This window comes from Labrys miyagiensis (assembly GCF_030160835.1).
Lineage (GTDB): Bacteria > Pseudomonadota > Alphaproteobacteria > Rhizobiales > Labraceae > Labrys > Labrys miyagiensis.
Window position 1 is genome coordinate 1 of the sequence record NZ_BSPC01000008.1, and the last position, 26,127, is coordinate 26,127.

The window sequence follows — 26,127 nt, forward strand, 5'->3', positions numbered from 1 at the left end:
GCTCGAAGTGACATTTCTAACGGGGACAAAAAAGGACTTCTCTATCGAGCTAAGACAGAGGCTAAGACAGAGCTCCCGCAGGCTCGATGCTCCCTATTCGTGGCTCGTCTGACAGTCCAGTGTCGATAAGTCGGCGGACGGAGGCAATGGAACTGCGTATACGCTGGATACTCTCGGTGTCGGAACCTTCGGCGTCGCCCCGCATATTCACAGAAACGCTATCAACAATGCTCTCCATAGCGGACAATTCAGAGGCGCTACTTGCAATCTCATGTATATTCATCGCTTCCTCATCGCGGTGACTCTCTGGAACCGGGCCGCTTGGGAGCGCGGCTCGCATCGCGCCTGTGTCGGTATCCTCAGAGAGTGTCGCCGGCCTCGCCACAATGGCTGCTCCCTCGATCATGACCGGCAAGCCGCCGAACGCGTCATCGCCCTCTGGTGCCCTCCTTGTGGGCGCGTCGGGAGCGACAATGGTGCTCTGCGCCGGCGACGCCGCAGCCGAGCCGCCCACTTGAATGCTAGGTGAAGCAGCCAATGCAATTGGCTCTACAGCCGGCACGGATTGCAGGATCTCTCCCGTTGCGTAGCGTCGCGCGCGATCGTCTACGACAGCGCGTCGCGCCGCGATCACCGCTTCGCGCAGGGCCTGGACCGCCGCGGTCCCGGGCTCAATGGCCTTCCTGAACATTCCGCGCTGTTGGCTGGGCGCCAATTCTCCATAAACGCTCGGGTTGGTGCGCAGGCCCTTCAGGAGAGCAACAACGAGGTGGTGGTCGGCCGCCGCCAGGGCCAGCCGCGCGTAGTTGAAAAATTTGTCAGGGCGCCGAAACACCGCGCTGGCTCGGCTGACGATATCGGGCGACAGACCCTCTTGAGCTGCTCCGGCGGCCCCCGGCGCCGCCGCGGCCGGGCGGAGGCGCTCCATTTCGTGCGGAGCGGGCTGTTCCTCGAACAGGGGCCACTCGCCCAGGAGCTCAAGGCTAGGCTCCGGCAATGTGAGGTTTCGAGCCTCGATTGCCTTGCGACGCTTCAGAAAGTCCTTGTCGGTATAAAAATTGAGCTTCGCCAATTCCGCTGTGGCGACGCTACGAATATAGAGCAGCGTCTTTTTATCAGACAGGCCGGTGATCTGGGCGACGGTCCGAAGCGGCACAAACTCAAAGCGCCCGCTTGACGAAGAGCGGCCACCTTGTTGTTTGCTCCACCCTTCCCGTTCCACGTAATGGTTGCCGATTTCCTTGGAGACGATATCGGCGGTTTCCACGTCGCCCACGCCGATGTAGAGGCGGACCTCCATATTGCCGAGGAAGGCTTTGCGGGTAGCAGCGGTGTATCGATCGTCGATTTGCGTTATGCCTTGAGCGATCACCACGATGATGATGCCAAAACCTGCAACCAGCGGCGCCCGCTTGACGATTTCCGGCAGCTGCTCGAACTGATAGAACTCATCGAGCATGAGCAGAACCTTGTGCGGCTCTTCTACCGGATCGGGCAGACGCGCGAGCATGATGTCGTGGATCTGCTGGATCATGAGCCGGATGATCGGCTCGGCCGTGCCAAAGTCGCTCACGGGCACGCCAATGAAGATCGAAAAGGGCTTGCGTCGCAGCTCGCGAATGTCAAAATCGCTGGCACTCGTCGCCGCGGCAATCAGCGCGTTTTTCCATGGCGACATCGGCGTGACGATATTGCCTTCGAAGGAAAGCCGCTGCTCTGCCTCCCGCGCCAGGTGCAACCGGAAGCCGTCAAGGATGAAGGGGTTTAGGTCCGGCTCCTCCTTGAGGATCCTGCGCAAGACGTCGGAGAATTTATCCTCCCCGGTGAACAGGCGAAGCACTGAGCGCAGATGCCTCCGACCCGCCATGGTCTTGCTGTCAAGGACGTAACCGACGACACTGGCAAACAACCCCTGCGCAGTCTCCTTCCAGATGGTTTGCGATTCCTTCGCCGGCAACGGCACGATCGTCTTGGAAAGGTTGGTCAGATCAGTGGCGCGCTCTGGCCAGGGGCGGATAAAGTCGAGCGGGTTCCAGCGGTGAGATTCCGCCGTGCCCGGCGCAAACAGATAGACCTTCTGGTTCATCGCCACGCGCGCGGGACCGGTGAGAAGCCAATTTTCCTGCTTCACATCGAGGACGATCGCGGATCCGTCCCATTCGAGAAGGTTGGTCAGCACGAAGCCGCGGCCCTTACCGGTCCGGGTGGGACCATTGACAAAAAAGTGGCTGTCACCCGAGTAGCGCACGTCCTGCCTGCCGATCCGGCCGAGCAGGATGCTTTTTCCTCGAATGCCGTCGAGCAACCCGGCCCTCCGCAGATCATTGCGCGAGGCCATACGAGCACCGCCCGCCGGCGGCTTTGCATTGAAGGGACGGAAGAGGAGGATGATTGCAAACAGGCTTATGGCCCCCAGTTCGACGGCCAGGGTAAGGCAAGCCACCCCCACAATGTGATGGATGCGCGCATCCGAGCCGTATTGTTCAGCTTGCCTTATTGGCAGCAGATAGTCGCCATGGGCATAAGCGGTATAGACCGCCCATGATCTGAAAGTGGCGTAATAGGCGACGGCGTAATTGAGCGACCATAGACTGCCGAGGAAGACCCCGATCGCGGCAAGCACGACGGCGCCAGCGACCAGTCCCAGGATTATCAACAGCCTGCTCATGCGGCCATTTCCCACTTGCTGAAATAGATTTCCGTCATGCCTCGCCTACCGGCGGGCGAGCGATTGATCTGGAACACCAGCGGAATGACGGATCGCGCGAATTCGATCAGGTCAGCCTTCGGCATGTTCATGTTCGCCATGAGCGCCGCCATTGCCAGGCGTTCGTAAGCCCCCCACGGATTGTTCGCATGAGTGGTCCCGGAGGACCCCGAATGACCGGTGTTCAGCGCCTGGAGATAAGTAAAAGCTTCGGCGCCGCGGACTTCCCCCATGAAAAGCCGGTCAGGCCTCAATCGCATCGCTGTCTCGAGGAGCTGGGGCATCTGAACTTTCGCGCGGCCCTGGTCGCCTTTCGATGCAATCAACTGAACCCAATTGGGCTGCCAAGGCCTCAGCTCGGGCGTGTCTTCCATGGTTACGAAACGCTCCCATTGAGGAATCTCCTTCATGGCTGCATTAAAGAGGGTCGTCTTACCGCTCGACGTGCCCCCGCTGATGATATTGGTGATGCCCTGGTTGAAGGCGTAGCGCACGGCTTCCAGCCGGTCGCGGGGACGATCACCCTTCAGAATCGCTATGAATTCACGATCCTGCGGTGTGATGGTTTCGGCAATGACGTGGTGGGGGCCGGTGATCTTCACATTGTCGAAGCCGCCGCGGTCGAGGTATTCCTCAAGTCTCATCTCCCTGATGACTTGCTTGCGGATCGTGAACGCCCCGCCGCGCGGCGCTGCCGGCCACAACACGGCCTGAAATCGTTCGCCATTGGGCATGTCCGACGACAGCAGCGGCGTCTCGTTGTTCACATGCTGGCTGCTGTGGTGGGCAACGCGGTGGGCAAGTTTCTCGATGGCTTCCCTGGTGAGCGCCGGGATCTCGAAGCGAAGCATCTGCTCGGCGCCGAGCTTTTCAACGAAAATCTCGCCAGGCCGATTACACATGATTTCGAGGACATCCGGATCTTCGAGCCACTGCCGGATAGGTTCGGCAGCAGCGCGCAGGCCGGGTGCCATGTCGTTCCAGGGATATTCACTTGGAGCGGGCGTACTTGTTTCGACGCAGCTCATCGAGCGCTTCCTTGACCGGACTTTCGTAAAGACTTGAGAAGACGAGATCGCGCTGAATGAAGACGGCGATCGGCGTGCCCTGGTCGACGTTGATGGTGGGAGGGATGTTGATGGAATCGCGCAGCGCCGTATTCGCCATGTCGCTCATGGTCTGCGAAATGGACTGCTGAGCCTGAGATTGGGCTTGGTAGCCTGGGGAGTTGCTCGAGGAGCCGCTCTCACTCTGGCCATGAATGTTAAGCCCGGCGATGAAGGAACTGACGCCGCCGATGATCGAGAGCGCGGCGGCGGAGCCGAACCGCTCAAGATAGTGGTTGTCAACCTCACCCGACAGGCCCGAGCGACCGAGATCGTCGGTGCCGTAGGATCCCAACGCGACGGACGTGCCGTCAGCCCGCAGCGCTCGCGTCCAAATAATCAGGATCCGAGTTTGCCCTCGCGCTATGCCGGACCGGTAAGTGCCGGTGAGCATGGTATCGCGTGGGAGCAGCACGCGGCGCCCGTCGAAGGAATAAACGTCCTCTGACAGCTTCGCCCGGACCATGCCCGGCAGATCCGATTGGATGGCGGTTTCCAACACGCCACGGATGATCGTCCCTTGCGGGATAAGCGCGTCGATGCGCTTGTTCTGCGACGCCTGCACCGTTTCGACGGCCTGCGAGGACATGGCGCTCACAAAGCGCCTATTCGGATCGTCTTCCTTGTAGTCCGAGACGCCGCCACTCCCATCGCCACTAGTATTACCGAGACCACCGGCTCCTTCGGGCGCCGCACTTACACCGCCCTGCCCGCCCACAACGATCATCGGCGATTCCAGCCGGCGCTTCATCTCCGCTTCTTCCTCCGCTCTGCGCTTGGCGGTGCCATCGTCGACCGGCGGGACAGGAGCAACCACAACCGGAGCCGCGGGCGCGACCACGGATACGACAGGCTTGGGCGGCTCGGGCGGGGGCGGCGCGATCACCAGCCTGTTGTCCGATTTGCCCGAAGGATTATTGAAGGAATAATCCTGATCGAGCTGCGTTGTCTTGAATTCTTCCTGCTTTGGAGCTTGCGAATTGAAGCCTTGCTTGAGGTAGGAGAAATAATAGACCGCGGCCAGGACGCCCAGGACAACAGCAATAAGCGTCATCTGGAAGCGCCTGTTGCGCCGATTTCCGTGCGCCGGAACCACGCTCTCGTCGATGCCGGCCTCGTGCTCAAAATCCATATTGTTCGTCATTTGAGGAACTGCCCTACTCGCCGCTAGCGATCGATTTTTTGATTGAAGACGCAGGTCGTCACCGAGCCGTTGCGCAGGGTCCATTGCTTGTTGACCCTGTCGACGACGACGTAGTCGCCTTCCCGGTGATAGTTGATCAGGGTCTCGGAATTGTCGCCCTTGACCAGGAAGATGCCAGGGCTGTCCTTGCCCGTCTGGAATTGGAAGAACGTCTTCACGCCGTTGTCGAAGACGGCGGTTGGCTTGTTTTCCAAGCTGCCCTTGTAGCCGTAGTCGTAGTTCAGCTTGCTCGGATCGGACTGCGCTGCCGCCAGATTGGGGTTGGCGGCCATCGCCTCTGCTTTCGGGAGCAATTGGGCGTCGCTGGCTTCCTCGGGGTAGTTGAAGCGCAGCTTGATCACCGCGCGCCGCGTGTTGCCGGGTGGGTCGCCATGCAGCATGAAGGTGTAGACCCGCTTCGTGGTCACGACGTTCAGATTGGTGACGGCGTTGGCTCGCAGCGGCTTGATGAACAGGAATTCGTGGGTCTGGTCCGGCACCGCCTGCCAGGCAACGGTGTCGCCCATGCTGACGGTGGCGATCCGCTCGTCTGCGTTGAACTCGATCATGGTGGCGACGCCCATCATCCCTAGGACCTGGACGACGTTGTCCTTTTGAAAGGCCACTGTTCGTATGCGTGGATCGGCTCGGACAGAACGGGGATCCGACTCTGCCAGGGCGGCACCGCAGAGCAGTAGGCTCAAGCTCACGCTGGCGACGATGATTCCCGTTGCAAGTCTCAACGCGGGTTTCACGGGGCGGCATCCTTGTTCACGACGGGCGCGACACGCTCCTGGTCGCGGCGATAATCGGTGACCTGGAAGCCGGTGGGATTGACCATGCGGTAGTCCATGCGCATTGGGGCGTTTGTCGTCCTGAAGCGGACGTTCGCGGACCAGTAGTATGTGAGGCCAGCCGGGGGTCCGCCTTGCGTGATCACCGTCGTGGTGAAGCGCACCAGGGCCGTTTCCGCGTTCAGAAAATTGAGACTCTCGATTCCCACAGTGACGGAACCACTTTGCCCGTACAGCCTCTGTGGATTCTTGGGATTGGTGCTGTCCCACAAGGCCTTGATGTCGGCTGCCGCGCCCGCCGACGAGAACAGCAACGCCTTGTTGTTGTTGAACGCGATCTGGTGGGGGTCATAAGTCTCCCGCGCGTTGATGAATTGGACGATGTTCGAGGCCGTGACAGCTTCGTTGTCTTTCAGCGCCCGGGTCTCCTCGAGCGGCTGAACGAGATGAAGATAGCCGGTGGTGTGGTCGACTTCGAACACCGTGACCTCGGTGTGCTGCGTGGGGATCAGCAGCATCAACGCAAGGCCGAGGAGGATATTGGCCACCATGCTCAACAGGGCCGTGAGCCGCCAGACCGCGCCTCGCGCCTTGATCATGCGATAGGTGGATTTCTCCCAGGCTTCACCTTGGGTGTAGTAGCGCGAGTCAATGAGCGACCCCTGCGCCGATTTCGCGGACGCCTTGAACATTCAATTTTGCCTCAGAACGGGTGGGCTAGGAGCGCGCTTCTCGAACGGCGGACTCCAGGGCCGCGCTTCGATTGCCAGCGTAGGGACTTGTCTGATTGTTTGGGTTGTTCGGGTGGTTTCGGTATGCCGCCGCCGCGATGCCCACACCGCTGACCGCCGCAACTGCGCCGAGGCCGGCGGCCGTCGCCGCCGCGCGCTTGAAGTAATTGACGAAGCCCGTCGCATCGAGGCGGGCGCCGCCGGCGATAGCGTGAGAAATGCTTTCGGAACGCACCAACAGGTAGGCCGAGGCGCCGGCCACCAACAGGAAGGGGCCGATCAAGTCCATGTTCGGAGTGGCCCCGTTCGCCGACCCCTGTTGGAGATTGGCGAGAAAGGATTGGTCAACCTTGATCATGACGCCGAGGATCCCGTAGACGATCGACGGCAAGACCAAGCCCGTTTGAAAGAGCAGCGTCATCCACCCGTTGAACATCGAAGAGGTCATTTGGAACAGGGCCATCGAAACGTAGATCGGCGCGAGCGCCAGTAACAGATACAAGGCGATCTTTGTCAGGATGATCAGGCCGGCGGCGACGACCAACATCAGGCCGGTCACGATCAGGATGATGTAGCCCAGAATGATCAAGCCCCAGCCGCTCAGATAACTCGCCTGTGAGCTGATGGACAGATTTGCCGCTTCCGCCGCCGACCAGATCGCATCGAGATTGCCCGCGACACCCGAGGCGCCGTTGCCGCATGCCGTGCTTCCGGAGGCTGAGCAGACGGCGTTGGCAATGCTGTCGGGTAATTTCTCGAAGGCTGTGGCGACAAGGGTGCTGTAGGTCGCCCATTGGAACGCCATGGTGTAGATCGCCATCAGCTTCAGAACACGTGTCATGAAAACGCCAGCGGTGACGCCGACCTTGCCCCACATCATCTCGTAGCCCCACCAGATGATCCATAGCGTCGCAGCTGCCCAGAACGCCTGGCCAAGCTGGCCGGCAAGTGCCTGATAGAGCGATTGCACAATCGCCAGGCCAAGGGCGTCGACCTGTCCGAAAATCGTGCCGAAGATATCCGATGCGTTCACGGGTCGAGCCTTTGGTTACCAGTTGATCGGACGCATCGGCCCGCATCGGTGGCCAAACTGCCCCTTCGCGCCGCTGTTCGAGATAGACGCAAACCGCACGGAGGCGATCGAAGCTGAGCAGGGTGCAGTGAGATCGGCATGCGAGCAGGCCCCGAGCGACATGAGCGGCGCTGCGACTGCGATTGTGACAAAGAGACGCCGCATTACTGGGCGCCACCATTGTACGGCGTGAAGTTGTTGACGCGGGCCTGTGCCGCCTGCGCGGCGAGATCTTGCGCTTGCTGGGCATTAATCGCGGCGTTGTTGGCATTCAGGACGCCGATCAACTCGTTGATCGTGAGGCCGGTTTGCACCTGCAGCTGCGAATTCTGATCGACACTGCCTTTGACGTCGATGGCGGTGCCGATCTGCTGCGCAGCCGCCTGGAAGGATTGTGTACGGGATGCCGCGCTGGCTTGCGAGCCGGAAATCATCGCGGTCAACGCCGCGGCTGTATTCACAGCGGCCGAATAGGCCTTGTCCTGGCCGGTAGGGTTGCCGATATTGCCGCTCAAGCTCTTCACGAGATTAAGTGCATTCAAGATGGTGGTCGCCTGCGTACCATATTGGCCAAGATTGCCCCAGGACATGCCGCCCTGCAGCAGCGCGCTAAAGCTCGGGGCCCCTCCCAAATTAAAGCCGGAGCCGAGCGCCGCTTGAGACAGATCGCCGGTCGCGCGGTTCCCCGTCAGAGCCGCAAGCGTCTTATTGACGGTCTGCAGAATCTGCTGGTTCGAGTTCATGATCTGCGACGTGTTGCCCGCCGTCTGCGTCGCCTGGGTGAGCACAGCGTTGTCGATGACGGGCACACCCTGGGCAAACGCAGCCCCGGCGGTGATCAAGAATGCGCCGATCGCAACGCTTAGGCGGAGGAAGGCCCTTTTCAAAGATTTCATGGCTTGGACTTCTGGCTGCCATCGGGCTGTCGCCTTGGTTGGAAAGGCGCGCCCACCCCGCGCGGGTGCTGGCTTGTCTGGATCCTGTCGCGGGTGGGTTACGTCCATGATAGGGATGCCTTGGGCAAAAACCTCTGCGCCCGACTTAGAAAGACCGATCGCCAGGCCGAGCGAGAGGCAATTGACTTCTCGTTGGTTCATAGGTGTGCCCCCTAGTTGCCGTTCACGATGACGTTGTCGGGAAGATCCGCGGTTGTCGTGTCATTCGGATTTACCGCAGTGGTCAGGCCGGGCGGGCTGAAGGAGTTGCCCGGGGCCTGCAGGCCGATGCTACCTGTGCCAGGAGTGCCTTTTGATGCGCTCGTTGGCGGCGTGAACGACGTCACGGTGGCTGCCTTGGCCCGCGCGGCAAGTTCCCCGTTCAGCCTCATGGTCTGGAGGGCGAGCATGTTGTTTGCGGTCTGGATCGCCTGATTCCAGACCGAGGCGGAGGCGATGCGTGCCGCGGTATTCTGGTCGAAAGCGGCCTGTTCGCCCTGGGCAGAGCCGATTACGCCCTGAACCTGTTGCTCAGTCGAGGCGTTGCTCTGCAGCGCTGTCGCTACGAGGTCCGTCGCGTTCAGCACCTGGGCGAAGGTGCCAGTCTGCAGGGAGCTGATGCTGTTCGGGACCTGCAGCAGCGAGGCGAGGTCGAGGCCGCCTACCGACGTGGTATTCACTCCCAAGGCCGCGCCGGAGCCATCAACCGCACTTCCGGCGACCGATTGCGTGCCGACTTGAGCCGACTGCCCTGCCGCTCCTGGCGTGGTCAAGCTGCGGGTCGTGCCCTGCGAGGGCGACACAGTGGACTGGTTGGCGGATGCTGCCTTCCGCATGCAGTTGGCGATGCCGACTTCCTTGGTGAGCCGCTGCGCGTCGCTGATAGGTACACCCTGAGCGAATGCCGGTGCGGCCAACAATGTCGTGGTCGCGAGCGCAACGAGAAGCGTTCTCATGGAGTAGCCTCCTTTTTCCAGCCGCAGAAATAGGGAAGCCATTGATCGGGCTGTTCGCCGTACCGGGCGCGCAGGCGAGCGCACTCCTCCACTGACTCAACCGTTCCCGACATGACCTTGACCAGGTCGGGCATCATCGAAAGATCGAGCTTGGCGATGACCGAGTCATGCTCGGATCGGATCAGGAACTCGCGGGACTCCGGCAGCGCCGTCCGAACCCAGTTGAATTCGGTGTCCGTAAGCTTGAACCCCCCGTTTTCTTGCCCATTGGCATCGCGCGAGGATTGGTAGCTCGACGCATCGGCTTTGACGTTTGGGAAGAATATGTTGACGGAGGTCTGTTCCAACAGGGTGTGAGCGATCTTCGCGCTGATGACGTCCTTGGCCGACTGCGTGCCAAACCCAACCAAGCCGACAAGCTTACGAATGGTCTTGAGCTTATCGTTCAGCTTGGCCGAGAAGCGCTCATCGCCGAGGACTTTCCAGCCCTCGTCAATGAAGAGCATGAAGGGACGCTTACCGTCGACCATGCCTTCCAGGCGATGGAAGATGTAGAACAGCGCCGCCGATCGGGTGTCCTCGTCATCTAGAATCGTCGTGAGGTCGAAGCCCACAATGCCGTTCTCGTTGTCCCATCTGTCAACGTCGTTGTTGAACAGCCAGCCCCTGTCGGTGAGCCAGATCTCGAAGCGGGCCGCGATGTCGTCGCTGTGCGCCTTCTGGCTGCCACTCAGCAGTTCCGGCACCATGTCCATGCGCCGCTCACGCCTGGGATATTGAAAGAGCTGATCCACCGCTCGCTCGACGATGCGTTCCTCTTCGACCGTCAGCCGTCCCTCGTTGCGGGGACGGACCAAGAGCTTGATCAGCTGCGTCACGAAATCCCGGTCGGCTGGCGTGTCATCGACCTGAAGGGGATTGAAGCCGGTGGGCTTGCCCGGCTGCAAGACTTCATATTGGCCGCCCATGGCTCGGATGAAGACCTCCCCGCCCCTATCCTTGTCGAAGAAGGCGAGGCGCGGATTGACCCGCATCGCCTGCGACGAGAGAAAGGAGAGCGCCACGGTTTTGCCCGAGCCGGATGGCCCAATGACCGAAAAGTTGCCGAGCTGGCGAACGTGGAAATTGAAGTAGTAGGGCGATTGGCTCTTCGACATGAGGAGCGATATCGCCGGTCCCCAGTGATTGCCCTCACGCTTGCCGACCGCGTAGTTGTGGAATGAAGCGAACCCGACGAAATTGGCTGACGAAATCGTCATTCGGCGCGCGATATATTCGAAGTTGCCCGGCAATTGAGCCCAAAAGCACCCCTCTTGATTAAGGTCCTCGCGCACGGGCACGACGCCTTGGTTCGTCACGACCTTCGTCAGCAGCTGGACTGCCTTTTCCAGCTCGGCGCGCGTGTTCCCCAGTCCCATCACCGTCAGGTGGTACAAGCCGTTGACCCCTTCGCCTTTCGCCACTTCGTCACGGGCGGTGCGCATGTGGCTCACCAACACGGTGTCGCGTTCGTCGGATGAGGCGAGCTGCCTCTCGACGAGGTTGATGTGCTGGATCGCCTCCGCGCGGTCGCTCAGGGCAAAGGACTGGGTTGCGATGAATTCACCGGGGATTTTCAGCATGGCGTCAAAGACGCCGGCAAAGGTCTCGCCGCGTAGCTCACGCACGCCGATGAAGCCGCCGAACCGCGTGCCCGTGTCGGCTGGGCCGCGGAGTTCCAGTTCCCGCTTGCCAAAAGTCACACGCCTGGTTGGAATATATTCGTTGAGCGGCATGCGCGGCAAGCGCATGACCATCGGCACGCCGCCGTTGAGGAGCTGCGCCAGGAACTCCACAGGCTCGGATCGGAAACGGTAAAGGCGCTTTTCACCGCCCGTTTCGCGGCTGGCGGTCGCCTCTCCTTCAACTTCCTCCAGATCCTTCACGTCGATGAACTCGACTAAGCCGACGCGCTCGATGCTGACTTCCTTGATGATTCTCAGCACGCGGGCGCCAATCCGGCGCATGTCGGTTTCGAATGCGGCAACGTGCTGCGTCAGTTCCTTGAGGGCTTCAGCCTCTTCATTGTCCCCGGTGGCGCCAGAATGGCGGCCGAAGAACCGAAAAATGTTGTCGGCAAAGCCCACCTTGCCGCGGAAGCTGGGTTTTCGGAGCACCGTGAAATAGAGATCGTTGATGTAAAGGCGCTTGTCCTTGAGTGAATCCATGTAGCGCTCGTTCACCAACCTGGCGAAGGGATTCTTGAATTCGCCTGGCATGTGCGTGGGAACACTACGACGAATGATATGCGCATAAACCGCATACCGGCTGTCACCGAGCGCCCGGAGGAAGGTGTTGCGGTACTCCGCCATCTGGTCGATCGTCGAGTAGTCCGCCGTGTCGTGGCAAAAGCCTTCGATCTTCAGGATTTGAACAAGCATGCCGTCTTTGGTGCGCAACGTCCTCTCATCGACATGGCGCGTATAAGGTACGTGGTCGGCGACTTTCGCCTCGCGGCCAAGCTCCGCGCCATAGGCCAATGAGGTTCGAACGTTCTTTGCAAGCGTCATAGAAGCAAGCCTAGTCAGGAGAGAAGGAGTTCGCGCCCCAGAACGCTTTGTTCCGGACAGGCATCGTTTTCGTGAGCTTCACCCTCAGTATTTCGACGAAATACGGATCACGAATGGTCAGCATGTACAAAATGGGGTGAGTGATGATGAACCAGAGGAACATCGCAAGGTGATGGGAGACCACGAAGACCGTGGTGACACCCATCCCCTGTGCGATGAAGGCACCTCTGGGAACACCCCACATCATCGTCGGCCTTGTCAGTGGGACGACAAGCGGCGAGATCTTGAGGACGGCGTCCGGTTGGTAAGCCATGACCGTCAGCCGCCGCCGACGGCGGATTGAATGGTGCTCACGATCTCGGGCGCGCCGAACGCGATGGCCGAGCCGACGAAATAGGCGACGAGCCATCCCCACGGGATCACGCTGCGCAAACAAGCCATGCCGATCGCAATCAGGCCTATGACAAATACCGAGACCCCCAGCGGGCCCAGCATGACGGATTGGATTTGTTGGAGGATGGTGATGATCGGTTGGGCGATGCCTGCCGCCCCGCCGCCGACCGTCTGCGCCAGGGCGCTGTTCACCTGAAACGTCAACAGCGTCCCGGCCAAAGCTAGCGGCAAGATGGCCGCCTGGCGGGGCCGTGCAATCGCCTTCACCAATTTATCTTTCAACTTCATCAGTTTCCGTCTCCGGTGTTACCTACGTAGAGGACCGTTCCGCCAATCCATGGATTGGTCGGCTTTTCGGTCGATGGCTGGTTGATGAGGAGGATGCCTTGGCTCTCGGCTTTGGCTCCTTGCGTATCGGAGATCGGCACGACATGGCCCGAGCCCACCGGTACTCCTTTGCCGCGCTGCAAAGCATTGTCGTAGCCATAGTAAGCATTGGCCACGGTCGCGACGTAATTGACGGTTTCGCGGTAGGCGGGCACGCCTCGCGCCTTATAGACGGCCTCTTGCCCGGCGTTATAGGCTGCCAGTATTAGAAACACGTTGCCGCCGAACTCCGTGTCGAGATCCTTGAGGAAGGTGATCCCGCCCTTGATGTTCCGCGCCGCGTCGCAAATATCGCTCACGCGATATTGCGCGGCCGTGTCCGGCATCAGCTGCATGGGGCCGCGCGCGCCAGCATCCGAATTGTTGTTTTGACCCCAATCGCTTTCCTTTTCGGCGATGGCCAGCGCGAGCTTGGCGTCAACGCCCTGCGCTTGTGCCTCCGACTGGATCATCTCCTTGATGGTATCGGCGGGGACGTTGCCATCCGGGCAGCGCGGGCCATCCGGGGCGCGATATTTGATGTCCACCACAAGCGGGCTTGAGCCCAATTGCCTCCGCGTATCGGACCCGAGAATTGCCTTACTGATGCCATTCTGGTCGTTCTGAGCGGCAACATTCGCTCGCGCTGTTTCTCGTGTGGTTTCACTTGCACCTTCGACTACCGTCACATTGACGGGGCCAAGCGCTGCCACCGGTGGGTTTGCTTCATCCGCCGATGCGGACTGCATCGCGGCAGCCCCCAAGAGCGCCACCCCCGACAACATTGCGGCATACCGACTTCCCATGTACCCCAAGCTCCAACGCGTCATATAAAGTGCTTCGTGATTAAAATCGTCACGGTGATACGGTCCGAAGCACTGCAAAAATGATTGTGTCGCAACATATATGACGTTATGATTGATGATCAAGTGAAATTGCGGAGTTCACACCGTGAATTTTCCTCGCCTCAACCACCGATCCCCGCGCGATCTTAAGCCCGTTCCAAGCCTCCTTACAGGAATCGGAATGGCCTTCCTGATTGGCGTCGCGCCCGCCCCTGTGAATGCGCAGGATGCCTCCCTTGGGTGCTATGTCCTCCTATGTGCCGCGGCCGTGAATCCGAGTTGGTCGGGCATTCCCGCCTGCGTGCCGAAGATGGAAAAGCTGTTCGAGATGCTCGGCAAGGGCGACCCGTGGCCGTCTTGTCCCGAGGGCGGCGAGGTCGGGGGCCTTAACTATCAGCCCTATCTGCCCTGCCCCGAAGGCACTGTCGCGGGGACCATGGTCGATAACTCCTCGAGCGGCGGCGAGGAATGGCAGCCCAATGGAAACGGCAATCTGTGTGGGCAAGTTACGACAATCGTCGGTGGCTTCCGAAATGAGGGACCGACGGTAGCTGTCAGCGCGACAGCAAGACCGACGCGGTCCGATCCTTACAACGTTGAGATCTCAACGCCGGGGCGGGCCCCTTTCACCTTCTGGTTTGCCCTGCACGGATCCTGAAAACGCATGGCCGTGCGCAAAGGTGCTTGGCGGTCGTCTCGACCACACTCGGCAATAATTTCAAGACCGTGTCGCCCTTGAGATTGGCTCGCCCGCGAACGAGGGACGGGACGGACCTTACCGTTCACCCACTTCAAAAGGAGATGTCGATGATGTTTCGCCCGGCCCAGAACGTTCGTCTCGTCAATGAAGGCGACTGGCTCGTCATGGTCATCATGGCGGTCCTGCTCGTTGGTCTTGCGATTTTCTTTATCTTCGCGGGCGTGGATTGGGTCATCGCGGGGTATCGCGCCAAGGCGACATGGCAGCACCTGGGCTGGTCCGTCCTGATCACGGCCATCACAGGCTGGCTCGTCTCCCAGATCGTGTTTCGCCTCATCCGCGCGGTCGCAGGTCCGCGGCGCAATAGCTGAGGGGATAGCCTTGCCAAGACGTTTGACTCTCCCTTTGATTGCCGGCCTCTTGCTCGCATCGACGCATGCCCGGGCGCAGAATTCGTCGCGGCCCGATGACTGGCGCCCCATGATCTACTCGAACCTTGGAGAGTCGCCTCCAGCACCAGACGCGGCTCCTTATGCCGAGCTCTGGCACAATGAAATTGCTGCCAACGACAAGGCCTATTCGGATCAAGGCGACACGCAATACACCGGCGGACATGCGCCCGCCACCGAAGTCCACTTCGTGGTACGCGACACTCAGCGCGTCGCGGTGCTCTCGCTGCTGGACACCTCGACCGGCTGCACCGCGAAGACAGACATTGCCGCGGACAACGCCTCCATAAAATTCTGTCCTCTCAAGATCGCCATCTATGAGGCAGGTGCGGTCACCACGGCGGCGGGCCGTATGGGATGCTTCCTCGAGTTGAACGCCCCCACGAGTGGCGACCCTTCGAATAGCGTGAGCTATGCGACATACGACATCGGCGCGCGATCCTTCAAAACCGGTGTGATCGTCAACCACGAGCCGGTGCCCGGCTGTTCTGAGATCATCTCCCTCGACAAACAGTTGGTGCCGTAACGCCAGTCGGCGCCACTTAGGCAATTCCAAGGAGTTAACCCATGCGCTGTATCCCCCCTGCCCTCGCCTTTGCGGCCACCTTGTGCGGTTTCACGCCGACCCAGGCCGCGGAGAGCAAAGCCTTTCACCTGACGCCGACGCTCGCTCACGCCAATGTCAGCCACGATCCTGACGGCCTTTGGAAGCCAAGCGACTTCTCCCCGTTCGGTAACCCTCCGCACCTTCCCAGCATCTACACCGCGACGCTCAAGACTCCCACGGGCGAGTGGATTCTCTCCATGCTCGACAACCAGTGCTCGCCGCAGAGTGACTGCCAGGCGGTGCTCGCCTTCAAGAGCAAGGATGGCGGCTGGAAGATTGTCGCGAACCCGTCGCTCGTCATGGGCGGCACGGCGACCCTCTCAGCGACCTTCAAGACGATCACGACCGAGGAAGTCGACGACTCCGCCAACGGTTTCACCGGCAAGTATGATGTGGGAGCCCCTTGAAATGCGTCGTCTCCATCAATCTGTGCGCGTCATCTTTGACGCGCTGGCACTCGCATCGATGTTCCTCGCGACGACGGCATGGGCCGGCCAGAGCGCGACGAGCATTGCCGAGGCCGGCATGCCAGCGAACTGCGCCGATTACGCCGCCGCGGTGAGCAAGAGCGAGGGCAATTTCAACAGCACCTCGCCCACGGTCAACGGTGTAACGTGCTATGGGGCCTTTCAATTCTGCTCAGCCAAGGGGTCAGTGACAGGGGGCACCTTTAGCCAGTATTACAGCGGTACGCCCCAACAGTTCGAGAGCGATCCCTCCGCACAGGTTGCTGCGTGGACCCAATATGAGCAAAACAATTGGAACCAAGCCTCGAAGAACGGTCTGACATCAGCGGTGGGCCAGCAAGTTTGTTACGGCGGCCAGTGCGCCACGCTAACCCAATCCTCGATTTTGAAGGCTTGCCAGTTCGGGTGCGCCTCCAATGGTAAGCTCGCGAATTTCGTGAATTCGGACTTCAACTGCAATGCTCCCGGCACCAGGGACGGCAACGGTACGAGCGTTTGCAGCTATCTAATATCCGGTTCCGGTTACGACGTCAGTTGCTTCACTGCGCAGACCGCTGACGGTGGCGCTTGCATGGTCGGTGGCGGCGATCTTGCGACGAGCACGACCACCACTCCCACCGGCAACATCCCCGCAGTCAGCTCCAGTGACATGATTGTTCCAGTTGGAACGGTCTGACTGCTGATGCCGTCTAGCCCTTCCCCCTGTCGACTGACCACGCCACGTTTTTGTCGGACGTTTCCATGGATTTCACGCATGTCCGTCCCCCTGCCCTGCCCACTTTGCTTGCATGCCTTGGCTTGATCGCCGGTATGCCGATGCAGGCCCAGGGTGAACCGGCTCAGCCCTTCGCGGTACCGCAGAGCGGCGTCACGCTCATCACGGGCGACACCTGGCAGCAAAATGGTCTGCAAATGCGCCTCTATGGCGTGCAGTCTTGCATTCGAGGGACGCAGTACACCAACCCCGCCGGCGCAAGGCTGGATTGCGGGGAGGCTTCAGCCGTCATGCTGGGTGCGCTTATAAAAGACACCCGTCCGGCCTGCACGCCGATCGCCCAGATCAACGGCACGGCTGAGAGCGAGCCGGCCACTATTCTCGTGGTTTGTACCGCGCATGTCGGGGCCAACAATCTCGATCTTGGGACCATCATGATCACGCAGGGCTACGCTTTCGCGGCTTTCACTCTCGCGGGAAAGCCAGTCTACACGCCATATATTGTTGCAGAAGCAGCGGCGAAGAATGCCAAGGTGGGGCTCTGGGCAGCGCAGGACCTGCAGGATCCAAACGCAATCTTGTTCAATGCGGTGAACGCGTCTAAATGACGAGCTATGTCGACCGATGAATCAAAAAAACGACGCCTGAACGAATATAGGCGTGCTTGGTCGGAGCGCTTGCTCGGGGAGCTCGTGAACACCTTCGCTCATCTGCCGAAGGATGACCACGCGCGCGTCACCGAGCTCGCTCGGGAGAACAAGTTGCGCGTTCCGACGATGATCGCGCGCCTGGTCAGAATCGGCCTGGATGTCGTGGACGACCATGTACCGGCTACGGCGTTGGCACCGCCGTCTCCTCCGCCTCCCCACATTGACCTGCCGCTGTTGGCTCGCGCCATTTTGCGCAGCCGGTTTCCCGGCGATACGGGAAATGCCCGCTTCCAGCAGCTCGCATTTCTGAATGTCGTAGCAAGCGAAGCCCTCCAGGGTCGAGGGGCGACCCAGACCTCCATCGCCAAGTTCGTCGAAGCCCAGCGGTCGGCCGTTGGTTTGATCGGGCAGAAGTTGATAGCGCGTGGCGTCGTCCAGACCCAACTCACGCCAGGAGCGAACGGCGCCCGCAGCGGCAAGAGCTACGTCATCAAGGCAGATGCCGTTGAAGCTCTTTGCCGGGCTCAAATGCAAACCACCGGCGAGCGCCTGGATATGTCAGAGAACCCTCCATCCCCGGGATCGGCCCCGGCCGGCGTGCCAGCGACTGACGTCAAAGCACTTCCCTAAGATGCCGGCGCGCGCCGAATTCTGAAACGACGCGTGACGCAAGCGTGGTGTGAAACCAAGCCTTGGTTTCGCTGTGGACGATCATATCGGCACATCGGATAAGTTCGCCGACGACGGCGCTCCGCCCCTCCGGGCCGAGATCACCGCCACACCGCGCGATGGTTCGCCGCCACAACGCTTCCTCGAGCCCGATTGCACCGGCGATGATGGTTTCCATTTCAGCCGAGCCATGGCCCTTCAGATAGCTGTCGGGGTCCTCCCCCGTGGTTAGGTTCGCAAACTTGGTGACGCATCCGGGGGCCGCGTCTAACAAGGCGTGGTCTATCATCCGATCATAAGCCGCCTTCCCTGCCCTATCACCGTCGAACAGAATGACGCGCTGGGCAACCTTCGGCAGGAGCCGCCGAAGTACCGCGAAATCGACCGTCGATCCCTGCACCGCGATCGTCTCAGCGAAGCCGGCACGCGCCATGGCGATTCTATCTGTATAACCCTCGACAACGATTATGCGGCCACGCCGTGCGGCTGCCGGCATAGCGACGTCGAGGCCGTATAAGGCTTCCCGCTTCTTGAATAGGACCGTTTCGCGGCTGTTTAGGTATTTCGGACCGTCGCCCGTACCCACACCAATTCGTCTTCCGCCAAAGCCGATGACCGTCCCACGCTGATCCGTGATCGGGAATATGATCCGTTCCCGAAAGAAGCCAGCGCCATCGTGAACGAGGGAGAGCAGGCCGGCATCAGACATGGCTTTGCGGCCAACCCCCTTTTTTCGAAGAGCTTCGAACAGTCCCCTCGATGAATGTGGCGCCCAACCCAAGCCGAGAGCGGAGACCTCGGCCTGGTCTAGGCCGCGCCCAGCCAGATAGTCGCGAGCCGCCCTACCCTCAACCTGGGCTGACAACTGTCCCCGCCAGTAGGAAGCAGCCGCCGCGCAGGCAGCACTAGCCGCCGCCCTGCACGGCAGTCGACCCGTCGACACCGCAGTCGGCTCCGGCAAGGCAATACGTGCCACATCCGCTAGTGCCTTCACAGCGTCGCGAAAAGCCATGCCCTTGTAGTCCTGCAGCCACTGGAAATGATCGCCGTGCTTCTTCGACGAGAAGCAATGCCAAAATCCCTTGGTATCATTCACTGTAAAACTTGGCGTATTTTCATCCTGAAACGGCGACAGGCCCCGAAATTCAGTGCCATACCGCGCCAATTTCACATCATTCCCGATCAAATCGGAGAGTCGGATTCTGCTCCGAATGTCGTCGAGAATTCGTGTGTCGATCCTGCCTTCCATCACGCCCCTGCTGCCTTTTCTGGGCGCTTTTGAAAGACGCGATTGAGAGCCGCCAGAAGCTTGTCCTGTATCGGCGCCAAGTACTCGTTTGCTGTGTAGATCCGCAAGGCAGCAAGTTGAGCCTCGCTGGCAAGGGCGGCTACGCTCCCCAGGCGATCGGCTTGCACCCAGAGAAAGGCCGCGCGGATCTTAATCCTGTCCTTGGCGCCTTGAGGAAGAGGCATGCCATTCCTCCTCGCCGTCCGTTCTTCTGCTTGCTGCATTGCTGTGGACGGCGGAACGAGGATTTCGTGCGCCAGGGTCGCTGGCGCGCCAATCGGATGATCGTAAGCCTTTCCACCCACTTGCTCGTGACGCTGTGCGCGAGCTGCTATCCCATCGGGCCGCTCTGGGAGTTCGCACGTGAATCGCCCTTCGAAGAAGCGGGACCGGCCATTTAAAATTTCGTGCAGCCCACTACCTCCCTCGGCAGGGGATCGGTGACATCCGATCTTTATTGTATCGTCGCGATCGAGCACGATTTGCATGATCGCAGCACAATTCGCCCGTGCGACGAGCGCTTCTGCCTCCAATTTCTTGGCGAGATTGGCCTTAGAGCGGTGCGGCAGGAACCATAAGTGGCCCGTCGCACAGCCATCGAATGTGCGCGGGCTGGCTGTCGCCTTTCCAATCGCGGCTGCGGCCAGCGCTGAAAAGGCAGGATGCCCAGTTGTGCGAGTATGAAGCTCAGGCGCTTTAATGGTGTACTGTCTGATCGACGCTCCCTGGCGATTCAGCTCCGCGCTTAGCCATATCCGACTGCCAGGCTCGAATTGGCCCTTAGCCCTTCGCAGGAAACATTCTGTCCCATGCATAAGGACGTGCTGCGGTTTGAACGGCTGCGGCTTCCGACGTGCCTCGCCTCGGTCGGCCCTTCTCGGCAAGTCCCTCACATGACCAATGCCCGGCACGATCGCGTCGGGACGTTTCGCATAGGTTTCTGCTAGAGTTGTAGATAAGCAGGCGACCTTGAACGGTGACTCTATAAAAATTACCTTCATTGGTCCGCAGGACCGCATTTCATGAGCAGATAGTCGCGTACGCGCTCGATGGTATGCCGCGAGCATTCGAGAAGAAGCAGTTCCCATGTCTTGAAACCCTCCCATACTGCGCGCTGGTCGGCAACATCACTGCCAGTGAGAGAGCACTCGCCCATAGCCCAAAGTAATTTTGTTAACGCACCGCTGGCCTCCGCGCTAAACGCAGAAATATCCAGAGCGTCTTCCCAGGCAGTTTCGCTCATGTCGACTGCTCCCATGTCTGAAGATCGATTATAAATGGATCTGATGACGCCGGATCGCTTCGATGACAGTCTGGGCGTTGTTGGAGGTGTGGTATTTCTGGCGTATGTTTCTTCTATGCGTGTTGATGGTATGCGCGGAGATTCCAAGTATTTGGGAGGCCTCCCAAGCTGTCTTGCCCGCCGCGGTCCATTGCAGGATTTCTCTTTCGCGCTCCGACAATGCGGGTGGCTCGGCGCGTCTGGTCTGACCTGCCAATCTCAGTGCGGAATAGAAGGCGTGATGAGACAGCGCGTGGAGAACAAGAAGGGCGTGCGGTGGTAGGTCGAGGCGTTTTCCGGCAAAGCTGACGGTGCCCGGTTCGGATAAAGCGGCATGAAATGGGATGCAGATTCCATCGCATAGGCCAAATATCGACGCTGCTTTCATGACGTTCAGTGCCGGCCGCGACAATGAATGCTGATCGAGGTCGCGCCAGAAAAATGGTTCGGAAGTCGTTCGGCAGCGCTCTATGCAGGGATCGTGCCGGTAAAACTTCTTGCGAAGGTAGTGAGCATACCAATCAATCGGCCACCCATTGCAAAGGATCAGGTCTTGCCAGTGGCCGCTGTGCGAAGCGGGAAGGCGCGCAATGAGGCAAGCCGTAAAGCCGTAATGCGCTGTATAAGCCTGAAGCTCCTTAACGATAGCAGCTGATGAAGGCGCGTGGTCGATACAATGTATCGCACTTAATATATCAATAATCGTTCCTTGCATTATTGTTCTCGCATAGGTAAACTTTATCAGATCTACTCACCCCAGCTATATTGGGAGCATAAGTCCGAACCAGCGGTTACAGCAAGAACACAGAATACGAATGATTACTATAGTAGGTGGAGGCGTGAGGAGCTCTATGGCTGCCTCATGGCATGAAATTGACGGCTGTGTTTTCGCGAAATTTAAGGCTTCTGCGCAATAGGGCTGGGCTCACCCAGGAGCAGCTGGCTGACCTCGCGGGATTGGATCGCAATTATATCGGAAAGCTTGAGCGAGAGGCGAATTCACCGACCCTCGATACAATCGAGACGATCGCCATTTCATTACAAGTAGAGGTTGAAATGTTGCTCGACCATACTTTGCCCCACCATGTTAATGAGGCTTAAAGGCATAAATCCGCTGGAGGGTCTAAGGGGCTGAGTTGTTGATCTTTTTGCTCTTCGGCACTTCGATTGGGAAATCCCCAGGTGGCCTGACAAATAATTCGCTGATATCGACGCCAAGAGCCTGGGTTAGCTTGTCCAAAATGCGCAAGGTCGCGTTGCGCTGACCCGCCTCAATCGCACTCAAATAACCACGTGTCAGACCAGAATGGAACGCCAGTTCCTCCTGCGAAAACCGGCGCTCGCGACGCAAGCGCTGAACATTGAGGCCGACCCTGGCGTGGACATCCATTGGGCCATGGTCGTCACGACGTTCACTTTAGACGACACACTATAGTGAACATTCGCATTGACAGGCGGATATCACCCATGATCTTATCATCAAAATAAGGAACATTATTCCGTATATAGGAACACGATGACCGGAAACCTATCACTGGAACGTGGGCTGTCCGTGCTGCAATTACTTAGAGTTTCTGACGAACCTTTGGGCGTCAGGGAACTGGCACGCCGCCTCGACCTGAGTGCTCCCGCTGTGCAGCGTATCCTCAATACGTTGGCGCAAGTGGCTTATGTCGAACAGGACCCACCCTCCAGGCGCTACCGGCTCGGTCCTTCCCTGCTTTCCTTGGCACAAAACATGCTGCGCGAGGATCGATTAGTCCGCGCCTCGCAGGGGGAGCTTGAACTGCTGGCTGAGGCGGCGTGTCTGAATGCGTTTTTGGGGATACGCCGAGGGGATCAGGGCATCTATTTGCTCGCTGTGCAAAGCAAGAGCCCCGTTGTCATCCGCTCCTCCCCGGGCGAGACGTTTTCGCTCCACTCCACGGCGATGGGTAAGGCCCTTCTGCTCAATCTCACGCCTGAGCAGATTGTCGAGATCCTCGGAAGCGGACCTTTCAAGCAACATACACACAGAACGGCTACGGACGTCGGCAAGCTGCATGGCCATATCCGAGCTGCGAGAGCGGCTGGATATACGACATCGCTTGACGAGAACTTCGTTGGACTCATTGCCGTCGGGGCTCCGGTTCTTGACGCAAGCGCCAGAATTATCGGCGCTATCAGCGTGGCCTATCCGAAGGCCGTCGGTCCCCAGATCGAAATCGCTGAGGTCGGCGAGATGATCATCGCTGCTGCGGCGCGCATTTCGACCAGCCTTGGCTATCGGGAAAAAACAGACCCGTTTGGGAAGGATCCGAGTGATGTTGCTGAATGAACGTCGTCTTGTCGAACGCATGGCTGAACTTCGCCTTGACGCAGTCATTGCAACCAGCGCCGAAAATGTCACTTACACGAGCGGATTCTGGGCTCTTTCCCAATGGATACGGCGCGGCCCGCAGGCTTATGTGCTCTGGCCCTTGGACGCCGGTATTCGCCCGGCGGTTGTTACCAGCTCCAGTTCACTTGACCTGTTTGCCGACCAGTCGCCGTGTGTGGCAGATGTGCGCCCCTATGGCGAATTCCAGCTCGAGATCGATCGCGCCCTCATTCGTGATCCTGTCGATCAACGCTATTTCAAGCTCAAGCAAAGACCCTCCGCTGCCGACGCCCTTGCTGCGCTAATCACGGCGATCAAGGACAAGGGACTATCCACGGCCAGAATAGCTATCGAGGAAGCAGGCCTTGAATCGGGCTATTTCAATCGGCTCAAGGAGACATTGCCGAAGGTAACGTGGCTCTCAGGATCGGAGCTGCTTCGTTTTGTTAGGTCCGTGAAAACTCCTCACGAGATCGAACGCCTTAGACAAGTCGCCCATATTGCCGAACGCTCGATCGAGGCAGCTCTCGCTGTGGCCAAGGAGGGAGCAACGGAACAGGAACTCGCCTACGCCTTTCACACCGAGACCATCAAGTCAGGCGGCATGCCGGTCCTAGGATGCATTGGCTTTGGGGAACGTAGCGCCCTAGCCAATGTCCAGCCGTCCCAGCGCAAACTCCGCATTGGCGAGATCATTCGCTTCGATGTGGGCGGCCGTTTTAGCCACTATCGCGCCGACATCGCACGCAACGCTGTCTTCGGCCGCGCGCCTCCAGAAGCAAAGCGCCTTCATCATGCCTTGCTGCGGGGCGTCGAGCATGCCTGCGACACCATCCGACCTGGTATGGCCGCCTGCCAGATCTTTGATGAAGTCGTCAACGTGGTCCGCAAAGAAGGCATTCCTCATTACAGGCGAGATCACGTCGGGCATGGCATCGGGCTCGATGGCTATGATGCGCCCTCGCTCACTGGTTCAAGCAGGGACCCGATCGAGGAAGGCATGGTCCTGTGCGTCGAGACTCCCTATTACGAACTGGGGCGCTGGGGATTGCAAGTCGAGGACATGATAGTGGTTCGCGCCAATGGCGCGGAACGGCTCATGAGCACCACGGGTGAGTTGATCGAGGTGCTGCCATGATGCGCGTATCGGGCTTTTCGTGCCTGCGGTGTCGCCGCTTTTTTTCCGCAACGATGAAAATCGTTCCGAGCGGATGTCCCCATTGCCTTGAGGAGGCTCCCACCAATCTTAAGGTCGTCTATGACGAAAACATACGCCCGCGGGCCAACACGCCGATAGCGCAGGATAGAGTGCCTTCTTTGTGGCGGTATGCAGACTCTCTGCCTTGTTCGATTGAGGATGCAATCAGTCTTGGGGAAGGACTGACTACTCTCTTGCCTGCCCGCGCCTTGGGAGCAAGCCTCGGGATATCCGACCTTTTCATCAAGGACGAGTCCGAGAACCCGACCTGGTCACATAAGGATCGTTTCTCAACAGTGGCGGTTTCCATGGCCCGTCTTCTGGGAGCCCAGGTGGTTGCTACCGCCTCATCGGGCAATGCCGGCGCGTCCCTGGCCGCCTACGCGGCTCGCGCTCGCCTAAAATGCGTCGTGGTGACGTTCGCCGGGACAACCGGTGCCATGCTGGCCCAGGCTGAGAAATATGGGGCGACGGTCCTGCCACTCCTCGACAAATCTCAACGCTGGCCGCTGTTGGACACCTGCGCCAAAGAGTTCGGCTGGTTCGTGACCTCCCCGTTTCGAGCGCCGGTTATCGGCAGCCATCCCTTGGGCATCGAAGGGTACAAGACAATAGCCTACGAGCTGGTGGAGCAAATGAACGGGAAGGCACTGGACTGGTGTGTCTTGCCGGTCTGCTACGGCGACGCCCTGGCTGGCGTCTGGCAAGGTTTTGAGGATTTGCGTCTTCGGGGCGTGATCGAGCGATCGCCCCGGTTGGTTGCTGCCGAGGTTCACGGCTCCCTGGCAAGGGCGCTGGCGGAAGGAACGGATCTCGTGGCCGAGATGCCAGCAGCCTTCGACACACTCGCGGTTTCGATCGGTACAACGCGAAGTACATTTCAGGCGGTGAATGCCCTGCGCGCATCCGGGGGAGCCGCAGTTCCCGTGAGCAATCAAGGCCTAATCGAACTTCAGGAAGAACTCGCCCGAAGAGAGGGTATTCTTGCAGAGCTTGCCTCTGTAACGCCCTTCGCCGCCATTGCGATGCTCAGGCGGCAAGCGATCATCAAAGACGGACAAAGTGTCGTCGCGGTGGTCACGGGGAGCGGCTTGAAAGATTTGGATCGAGTAGTCCGTAATGAGCATCGGCAAGCCGTATTCCATTCTCAGGACGAAGCGTTAGCCCATCTGCGGGACGGCGAAGTCGTTTGAAGTTGGGGCGGTGGGGGCCGCTGAAGCCTTGACCGCAGTTGGATCCGGCTGCCGGTCTACGTAAATCCAAGGGGACTTGTAATGCCTAGGAAAAACATAGTCGCCTGCCTGGTGACTGCCGCTGCGCTCGTGGCCGCTCGCGCCAATGCTCAGGACACTCTGACAGTCGGTATTACCACGACTGGCGTTCCTTTCACGTTTGTTGATACGAAGTCGCTAGCGCCGACGGGTGCAATGGTCGACCTGGCGACGAAGATTGCCACCGAGAATGGCATGCGGCCAGACTTCCAGATCTCAGCGTTTCCAGCGCTTATTCCGGCCCTGACTACGGGCAAGATTAATCTGATTTCTGCTGCCATGTTCGTAACCGAAAAGCGCAAGGAGGTCCTCGATTTCAGCGTACCTGTCTACGAATACGGTGAGGCGATGTTCGTCAGGGCGGACGACCCAACCAACTATTCTATGCAAGCCTTGAGGGGCGAAATTGTCGGCGCTCCGATCGGTTCAGCCATTGCTGACGATTTGAAGGCGACGCATTTGTTCGGTGAGGTCAGAGAGTATGAGTCGATCGGCGATATTATGCATGACGTAAAGCTCGGTCGCCTCAAGGCTGGTTTCGCGGATAGACCGATTGTCGCCTATGAGCTGGCGCAGAGGCCGGAACTGGGCGTGCGCCTAGTCCCAGGCTACCAGGCAATGCATATTGGGCAGGTCGCGCTCGCGGTTGACAAAGGCAATGAGACCTTGCTTGCCCGTGTCAATGCCACCATCGCCAAGCTCAAGCAAAATGGCGACCTATCGAAGATCTTCGCTCACTACGGCCTTTGAGAGGTGTTTGCCTGTGGTTGAGCCGGGACTTTGCTTAGGTGCGGGTCGCCTAGAGTGGTCGTTGATGCTGACTGCTGCCCTTCGT

29 protein-coding genes are annotated in these 26,127 nt (G+C 59.4%); 12 read left to right on the forward strand and 17 right to left on the reverse strand.

Going from position 1 to position 26,127, the window contains the following annotated elements:
- Nucleotides 1–61 precede the first annotated feature (61 nt).
- The 12 genes from QQL24_RS05270 to QQL24_RS05325 all read right to left on the reverse strand — a co-directional run bounded on the left by QQL24_RS05270 (nt 62) and on the right by QQL24_RS05325 (nt 13,721).
- Nucleotides 62–2,668, reverse strand: a complete 2,607-nt coding sequence (locus QQL24_RS05270; RefSeq protein ID WP_284310860.1) for a type IV secretory system conjugative DNA transfer family protein — start codon at nt 2,666–2,668, stop codon at nt 62–64.
- Nucleotides 2,665–3,735: a P-type DNA transfer ATPase VirB11 gene (virB11, locus tag QQL24_RS05275; protein WP_284310861.1), complete on the reverse strand. Its 1,071-nt coding sequence runs from the start codon at nt 3,733–3,735 to the stop codon at nt 2,665–2,667. Before virB11 ends, QQL24_RS05270 begins: the two co-directional genes overlap by 4 nt.
- On the reverse strand, nt 3,698–4,957 hold the full coding sequence (virB10, locus tag QQL24_RS05280; RefSeq protein ID WP_284310862.1) for a type IV secretion system protein VirB10: 1,260 nt from the start codon (nt 4,955–4,957) through the stop codon (nt 3,698–3,700). The genes virB11 and virB10 overlap by 38 nt, the downstream gene beginning before the upstream one ends.
- Before the next feature lie 23 nt (nt 4,958–4,980).
- Nucleotides 4,981–5,751, reverse strand: coding sequence for a P-type conjugative transfer protein VirB9 (gene virB9, locus QQL24_RS05285; RefSeq protein ID WP_348536429.1), 771 nt, complete (start codon nt 5,749–5,751; stop codon nt 4,981–4,983).
- Complete coding sequence (locus QQL24_RS05290) at nt 5,748–6,482, reverse strand: VirB8 family type IV secretion system protein (protein ID WP_284310863.1); 735 nt, start codon at nt 6,480–6,482, stop codon at nt 5,748–5,750. The genes virB9 and QQL24_RS05290 overlap by 4 nt, the downstream gene beginning before the upstream one ends.
- A 25-nt stretch (nt 6,483–6,507) precedes the next feature.
- Nucleotides 6,508–7,554: a TrbL/VirB6 family protein gene (locus QQL24_RS05295; RefSeq protein WP_284310864.1), complete on the reverse strand. Its 1,047-nt coding sequence runs from the start codon at nt 7,552–7,554 to the stop codon at nt 6,508–6,510.
- 203 nt (nt 7,555–7,757) lie between these two features.
- Complete coding sequence (locus tag QQL24_RS05300) at nt 7,758–8,489, reverse strand: type IV secretion system protein (RefSeq protein ID WP_284310865.1); 732 nt, start codon at nt 8,487–8,489, stop codon at nt 7,758–7,760.
- A gap of 212 nt (nt 8,490–8,701) precedes the next feature.
- On the reverse strand, nt 8,702–9,484 hold the full coding sequence (locus tag QQL24_RS05305) for a hypothetical protein (RefSeq protein WP_284310866.1): 783 nt from the start codon (nt 9,482–9,484) through the stop codon (nt 8,702–8,704).
- Nucleotides 9,481–12,033 (reverse strand): VirB4 family type IV secretion/conjugal transfer ATPase, encoded by a 2,553-nt coding sequence (locus tag QQL24_RS05310; RefSeq protein WP_284310867.1) that lies wholly within the window; start codon nt 12,031–12,033, stop codon nt 9,481–9,483. Before QQL24_RS05310 ends, QQL24_RS05305 begins: the two co-directional genes overlap by 4 nt.
- 10 nt (nt 12,034–12,043) lie before the next feature.
- Nucleotides 12,044–12,346, reverse strand: coding sequence for a VirB3 family type IV secretion system protein (locus QQL24_RS05315; protein WP_284310868.1), 303 nt, complete (start codon nt 12,344–12,346; stop codon nt 12,044–12,046).
- A 5-nt stretch (nt 12,347–12,351) separates the two neighbouring features.
- Nucleotides 12,352–12,714 (reverse strand): TrbC/VirB2 family protein, encoded by a 363-nt coding sequence (locus QQL24_RS05320; protein ID WP_284310869.1) that lies wholly within the window; start codon nt 12,712–12,714, stop codon nt 12,352–12,354.
- Nucleotides 12,714–13,721 (reverse strand): lytic transglycosylase domain-containing protein, encoded by a 1,008-nt coding sequence (locus QQL24_RS05325; RefSeq protein ID WP_284310870.1) that lies wholly within the window; start codon nt 13,719–13,721, stop codon nt 12,714–12,716. The genes QQL24_RS05320 and QQL24_RS05325 overlap by 1 nt, the downstream gene beginning before the upstream one ends.
- Before the next feature lie 97 nt (nt 13,722–13,818).
- Between QQL24_RS05325 and QQL24_RS05330 the strand changes: the two genes are divergently transcribed.
- The 7 genes from QQL24_RS05330 to QQL24_RS05360 all read left to right on the forward strand — a co-directional run bounded on the left by QQL24_RS05330 (nt 13,819) and on the right by QQL24_RS05360 (nt 17,855).
- Nucleotides 13,819–14,295 carry a hypothetical protein gene (locus QQL24_RS05330; RefSeq protein ID WP_284310871.1) on the forward strand — a complete coding sequence of 159 codons (477 nt, stop codon included), beginning with the start codon at nt 13,819–13,821 and terminating at the stop codon, nt 14,293–14,295.
- A gap of 149 nt (nt 14,296–14,444) precedes the next feature.
- Entirely contained in the window at nt 14,445–14,708 is a 264-nt protein-coding gene (locus QQL24_RS05335) for a hypothetical protein (protein WP_284310872.1), read from the forward strand.
- Nucleotides 14,709–14,817: 109 nt separating this feature from the next.
- A complete protein-coding gene (locus QQL24_RS05340) occupies nt 14,818–15,312 on the forward strand; it encodes a hypothetical protein (RefSeq protein WP_284310873.1) in 495 nt (164 codons plus the stop codon).
- A gap of 41 nt (nt 15,313–15,353) precedes the next feature.
- The gene (locus QQL24_RS05345; protein WP_284310874.1) at nt 15,354–15,800 is read left to right on the forward strand and encodes a hypothetical protein; all 447 of its coding nucleotides are present in this window, start codon (nt 15,354–15,356) and stop codon (nt 15,798–15,800) included.
- 1 nt (nt 15,801) lies between these two features.
- Nucleotides 15,802–16,536, forward strand: coding sequence for an acyltransferase (locus tag QQL24_RS05350; RefSeq protein ID WP_284310875.1), 735 nt, complete (start codon nt 15,802–15,804; stop codon nt 16,534–16,536).
- 65 nt (nt 16,537–16,601) lie between these two features.
- Nucleotides 16,602–17,183: a thermonuclease family protein gene (locus QQL24_RS05355; protein WP_284310876.1), complete on the forward strand. Its 582-nt coding sequence runs from the start codon at nt 16,602–16,604 to the stop codon at nt 17,181–17,183.
- 6 nt (nt 17,184–17,189) lie between these two features.
- Nucleotides 17,190–17,855, forward strand: coding sequence for a hypothetical protein (locus QQL24_RS05360; RefSeq protein WP_284310877.1), 666 nt, complete (start codon nt 17,190–17,192; stop codon nt 17,853–17,855).
- Here QQL24_RS05360 and dnaG read toward each other — a convergent pair.
- The 4 genes from dnaG to QQL24_RS05380 form a co-directional block, all read right to left on the reverse strand.
- Nucleotides 17,839–19,143 (reverse strand): DNA primase, encoded by a 1,305-nt coding sequence (gene dnaG / locus QQL24_RS05365; RefSeq protein ID WP_284310878.1) that lies wholly within the window; start codon nt 19,141–19,143, stop codon nt 17,839–17,841. The genes QQL24_RS05360 and dnaG overlap by 17 nt on opposite strands.
- The gene (locus tag QQL24_RS05370; protein WP_284310879.1) at nt 19,143–19,670 is read right to left on the reverse strand and encodes a hypothetical protein; all 528 of its coding nucleotides are present in this window, start codon (nt 19,668–19,670) and stop codon (nt 19,143–19,145) included. Before QQL24_RS05370 ends, dnaG begins: the two co-directional genes overlap by 1 nt.
- 509 nt (nt 19,671–20,179) lie before the next feature.
- A complete protein-coding gene (locus QQL24_RS05375; protein WP_284310880.1) occupies nt 20,180–20,425 on the reverse strand; it encodes a hypothetical protein in 246 nt (81 codons plus the stop codon).
- A gap of 28 nt (nt 20,426–20,453) precedes the next feature.
- Nucleotides 20,454–21,179 (reverse strand): helix-turn-helix transcriptional regulator, encoded by a 726-nt coding sequence (locus tag QQL24_RS05380; protein ID WP_284310881.1) that lies wholly within the window; start codon nt 21,177–21,179, stop codon nt 20,454–20,456.
- Nucleotides 21,180–21,331: 152 nt separating this feature from the next.
- Between QQL24_RS05380 and QQL24_RS05385 the strand changes: the two genes are divergently transcribed.
- Nucleotides 21,332–21,565 (forward strand): helix-turn-helix domain-containing protein, encoded by a 234-nt coding sequence (locus QQL24_RS05385; protein ID WP_284310882.1) that lies wholly within the window; start codon nt 21,332–21,334, stop codon nt 21,563–21,565.
- Between the two features lie 22 nt (nt 21,566–21,587).
- Here the strand turns inward: QQL24_RS05385 and QQL24_RS05390 are convergent, their stop codons facing one another.
- Entirely contained in the window at nt 21,588–21,854 is a 267-nt protein-coding gene (locus tag QQL24_RS05390; RefSeq protein WP_284310883.1) for a helix-turn-helix domain-containing protein, read from the reverse strand.
- 126 nt (nt 21,855–21,980) lie between these two features.
- On the opposite strand from QQL24_RS05390, the gene QQL24_RS05395 reads away from it, so the two are divergent.
- The 4 genes from QQL24_RS05395 to QQL24_RS05410 all read left to right on the forward strand — a co-directional run bounded on the left by QQL24_RS05395 (nt 21,981) and on the right by QQL24_RS05410 (nt 26,042).
- Complete coding sequence (locus QQL24_RS05395) at nt 21,981–22,781, forward strand: IclR family transcriptional regulator (protein WP_284310884.1); 801 nt, start codon at nt 21,981–21,983, stop codon at nt 22,779–22,781.
- Entirely contained in the window at nt 22,768–23,961 is a 1,194-nt protein-coding gene (locus tag QQL24_RS05400; RefSeq protein ID WP_284310885.1) for a M24 family metallopeptidase, read from the forward strand. The genes QQL24_RS05395 and QQL24_RS05400 overlap by 14 nt, the downstream gene beginning before the upstream one ends.
- Nucleotides 23,958–25,214, forward strand: a complete 1,257-nt coding sequence (locus QQL24_RS05405; RefSeq protein WP_284310886.1) for a threonine synthase — start codon at nt 23,958–23,960, stop codon at nt 25,212–25,214. The genes QQL24_RS05400 and QQL24_RS05405 overlap by 4 nt, the downstream gene beginning before the upstream one ends.
- Nucleotides 25,215–25,295: 81 nt before the next feature.
- Nucleotides 25,296–26,042 carry a substrate-binding periplasmic protein gene (locus QQL24_RS05410; RefSeq protein WP_284310887.1) on the forward strand — a complete coding sequence of 249 codons (747 nt, stop codon included), beginning with the start codon at nt 25,296–25,298 and terminating at the stop codon, nt 26,040–26,042.
- Nucleotides 26,043–26,127: the final 85 nt, after the last annotated feature.

Coding starts and splice junctions, on each gene's coding strand:
- QQL24_RS05270 (WP_284310860.1), bottom strand. CDS start 2,668: ATGAGCAGGCTGTTGATAATCCTGGGACTGGTCGCTGGCGCCGTCGTG.
- virB11 (WP_284310861.1), bottom strand. CDS start 3,735: ATGAGCTGCGTCGAAACAAGTACGCCCGCTCCAAGTGAATATCCCTGG.
- virB10 (WP_284310862.1), bottom strand. CDS start 4,957: ATGACGAACAATATGGATTTTGAGCACGAGGCCGGCATCGACGAGAGC.
- QQL24_RS05290 (WP_284310863.1), bottom strand. CDS start 6,482: ATGTTCAAGGCGTCCGCGAAATCGGCGCAGGGGTCGCTCATTGACTCG.
- QQL24_RS05300 (WP_284310865.1), bottom strand. CDS start 8,489: ATGAAATCTTTGAAAAGGGCCTTCCTCCGCCTAAGCGTTGCGATCGGC.
- QQL24_RS05305 (WP_284310866.1), bottom strand. CDS start 9,484: ATGAGAACGCTTCTCGTTGCGCTCGCGACCACGACATTGTTGGCCGCA.
- QQL24_RS05310 (WP_284310867.1), bottom strand. CDS start 12,033: ATGACGCTTGCAAAGAACGTTCGAACCTCATTGGCCTATGGCGCGGAG.
- QQL24_RS05315 (WP_284310868.1), bottom strand. CDS start 12,346: ATGGCTTACCAACCGGACGCCGTCCTCAAGATCTCGCCGCTTGTCGTC.
- QQL24_RS05320 (WP_284310869.1), bottom strand. CDS start 12,714: ATGAAGTTGAAAGATAAATTGGTGAAGGCGATTGCACGGCCCCGCCAG.
- QQL24_RS05330 (WP_284310871.1), top strand. CDS start 13,819: ATGGCCTTCCTGATTGGCGTCGCGCCCGCCCCTGTGAATGCGCAGGAT.
- QQL24_RS05335 (WP_284310872.1), top strand. CDS start 14,445: ATGATGTTTCGCCCGGCCCAGAACGTTCGTCTCGTCAATGAAGGCGAC.
- QQL24_RS05340 (WP_284310873.1), top strand. CDS start 14,818: ATGATCTACTCGAACCTTGGAGAGTCGCCTCCAGCACCAGACGCGGCT.
- QQL24_RS05345 (WP_284310874.1), top strand. CDS start 15,354: ATGCGCTGTATCCCCCCTGCCCTCGCCTTTGCGGCCACCTTGTGCGGT.
- QQL24_RS05350 (WP_284310875.1), top strand. CDS start 15,802: ATGCGTCGTCTCCATCAATCTGTGCGCGTCATCTTTGACGCGCTGGCA.
- QQL24_RS05355 (WP_284310876.1), top strand. CDS start 16,602: ATGGATTTCACGCATGTCCGTCCCCCTGCCCTGCCCACTTTGCTTGCA.
- QQL24_RS05360 (WP_284310877.1), top strand. CDS start 17,190: ATGTCGACCGATGAATCAAAAAAACGACGCCTGAACGAATATAGGCGT.
- dnaG (WP_284310878.1), bottom strand. CDS start 19,143: ATGGAAGGCAGGATCGACACACGAATTCTCGACGACATTCGGAGCAGA.
- QQL24_RS05370 (WP_284310879.1), bottom strand. CDS start 19,670: ATGCAAATCGTGCTCGATCGCGACGATACAATAAAGATCGGATGTCAC.
- QQL24_RS05375 (WP_284310880.1), bottom strand. CDS start 20,425: ATGAGCGAAACTGCCTGGGAAGACGCTCTGGATATTTCTGCGTTTAGC.
- QQL24_RS05380 (WP_284310881.1), bottom strand. CDS start 21,179: ATGCAAGGAACGATTATTGATATATTAAGTGCGATACATTGTATCGAC.
- QQL24_RS05385 (WP_284310882.1), top strand. CDS start 21,332: ATGAAATTGACGGCTGTGTTTTCGCGAAATTTAAGGCTTCTGCGCAAT.
- QQL24_RS05390 (WP_284310883.1), bottom strand. CDS start 21,854: ATGGATGTCCACGCCAGGGTCGGCCTCAATGTTCAGCGCTTGCGTCGC.
- QQL24_RS05395 (WP_284310884.1), top strand. CDS start 21,981: ATGACCGGAAACCTATCACTGGAACGTGGGCTGTCCGTGCTGCAATTA.
- QQL24_RS05400 (WP_284310885.1), top strand. CDS start 22,768: ATGTTGCTGAATGAACGTCGTCTTGTCGAACGCATGGCTGAACTTCGC.
- QQL24_RS05405 (WP_284310886.1), top strand. CDS start 23,958: ATGATGCGCGTATCGGGCTTTTCGTGCCTGCGGTGTCGCCGCTTTTTT.
- QQL24_RS05410 (WP_284310887.1), top strand. CDS start 25,296: ATGCCTAGGAAAAACATAGTCGCCTGCCTGGTGACTGCCGCTGCGCTC.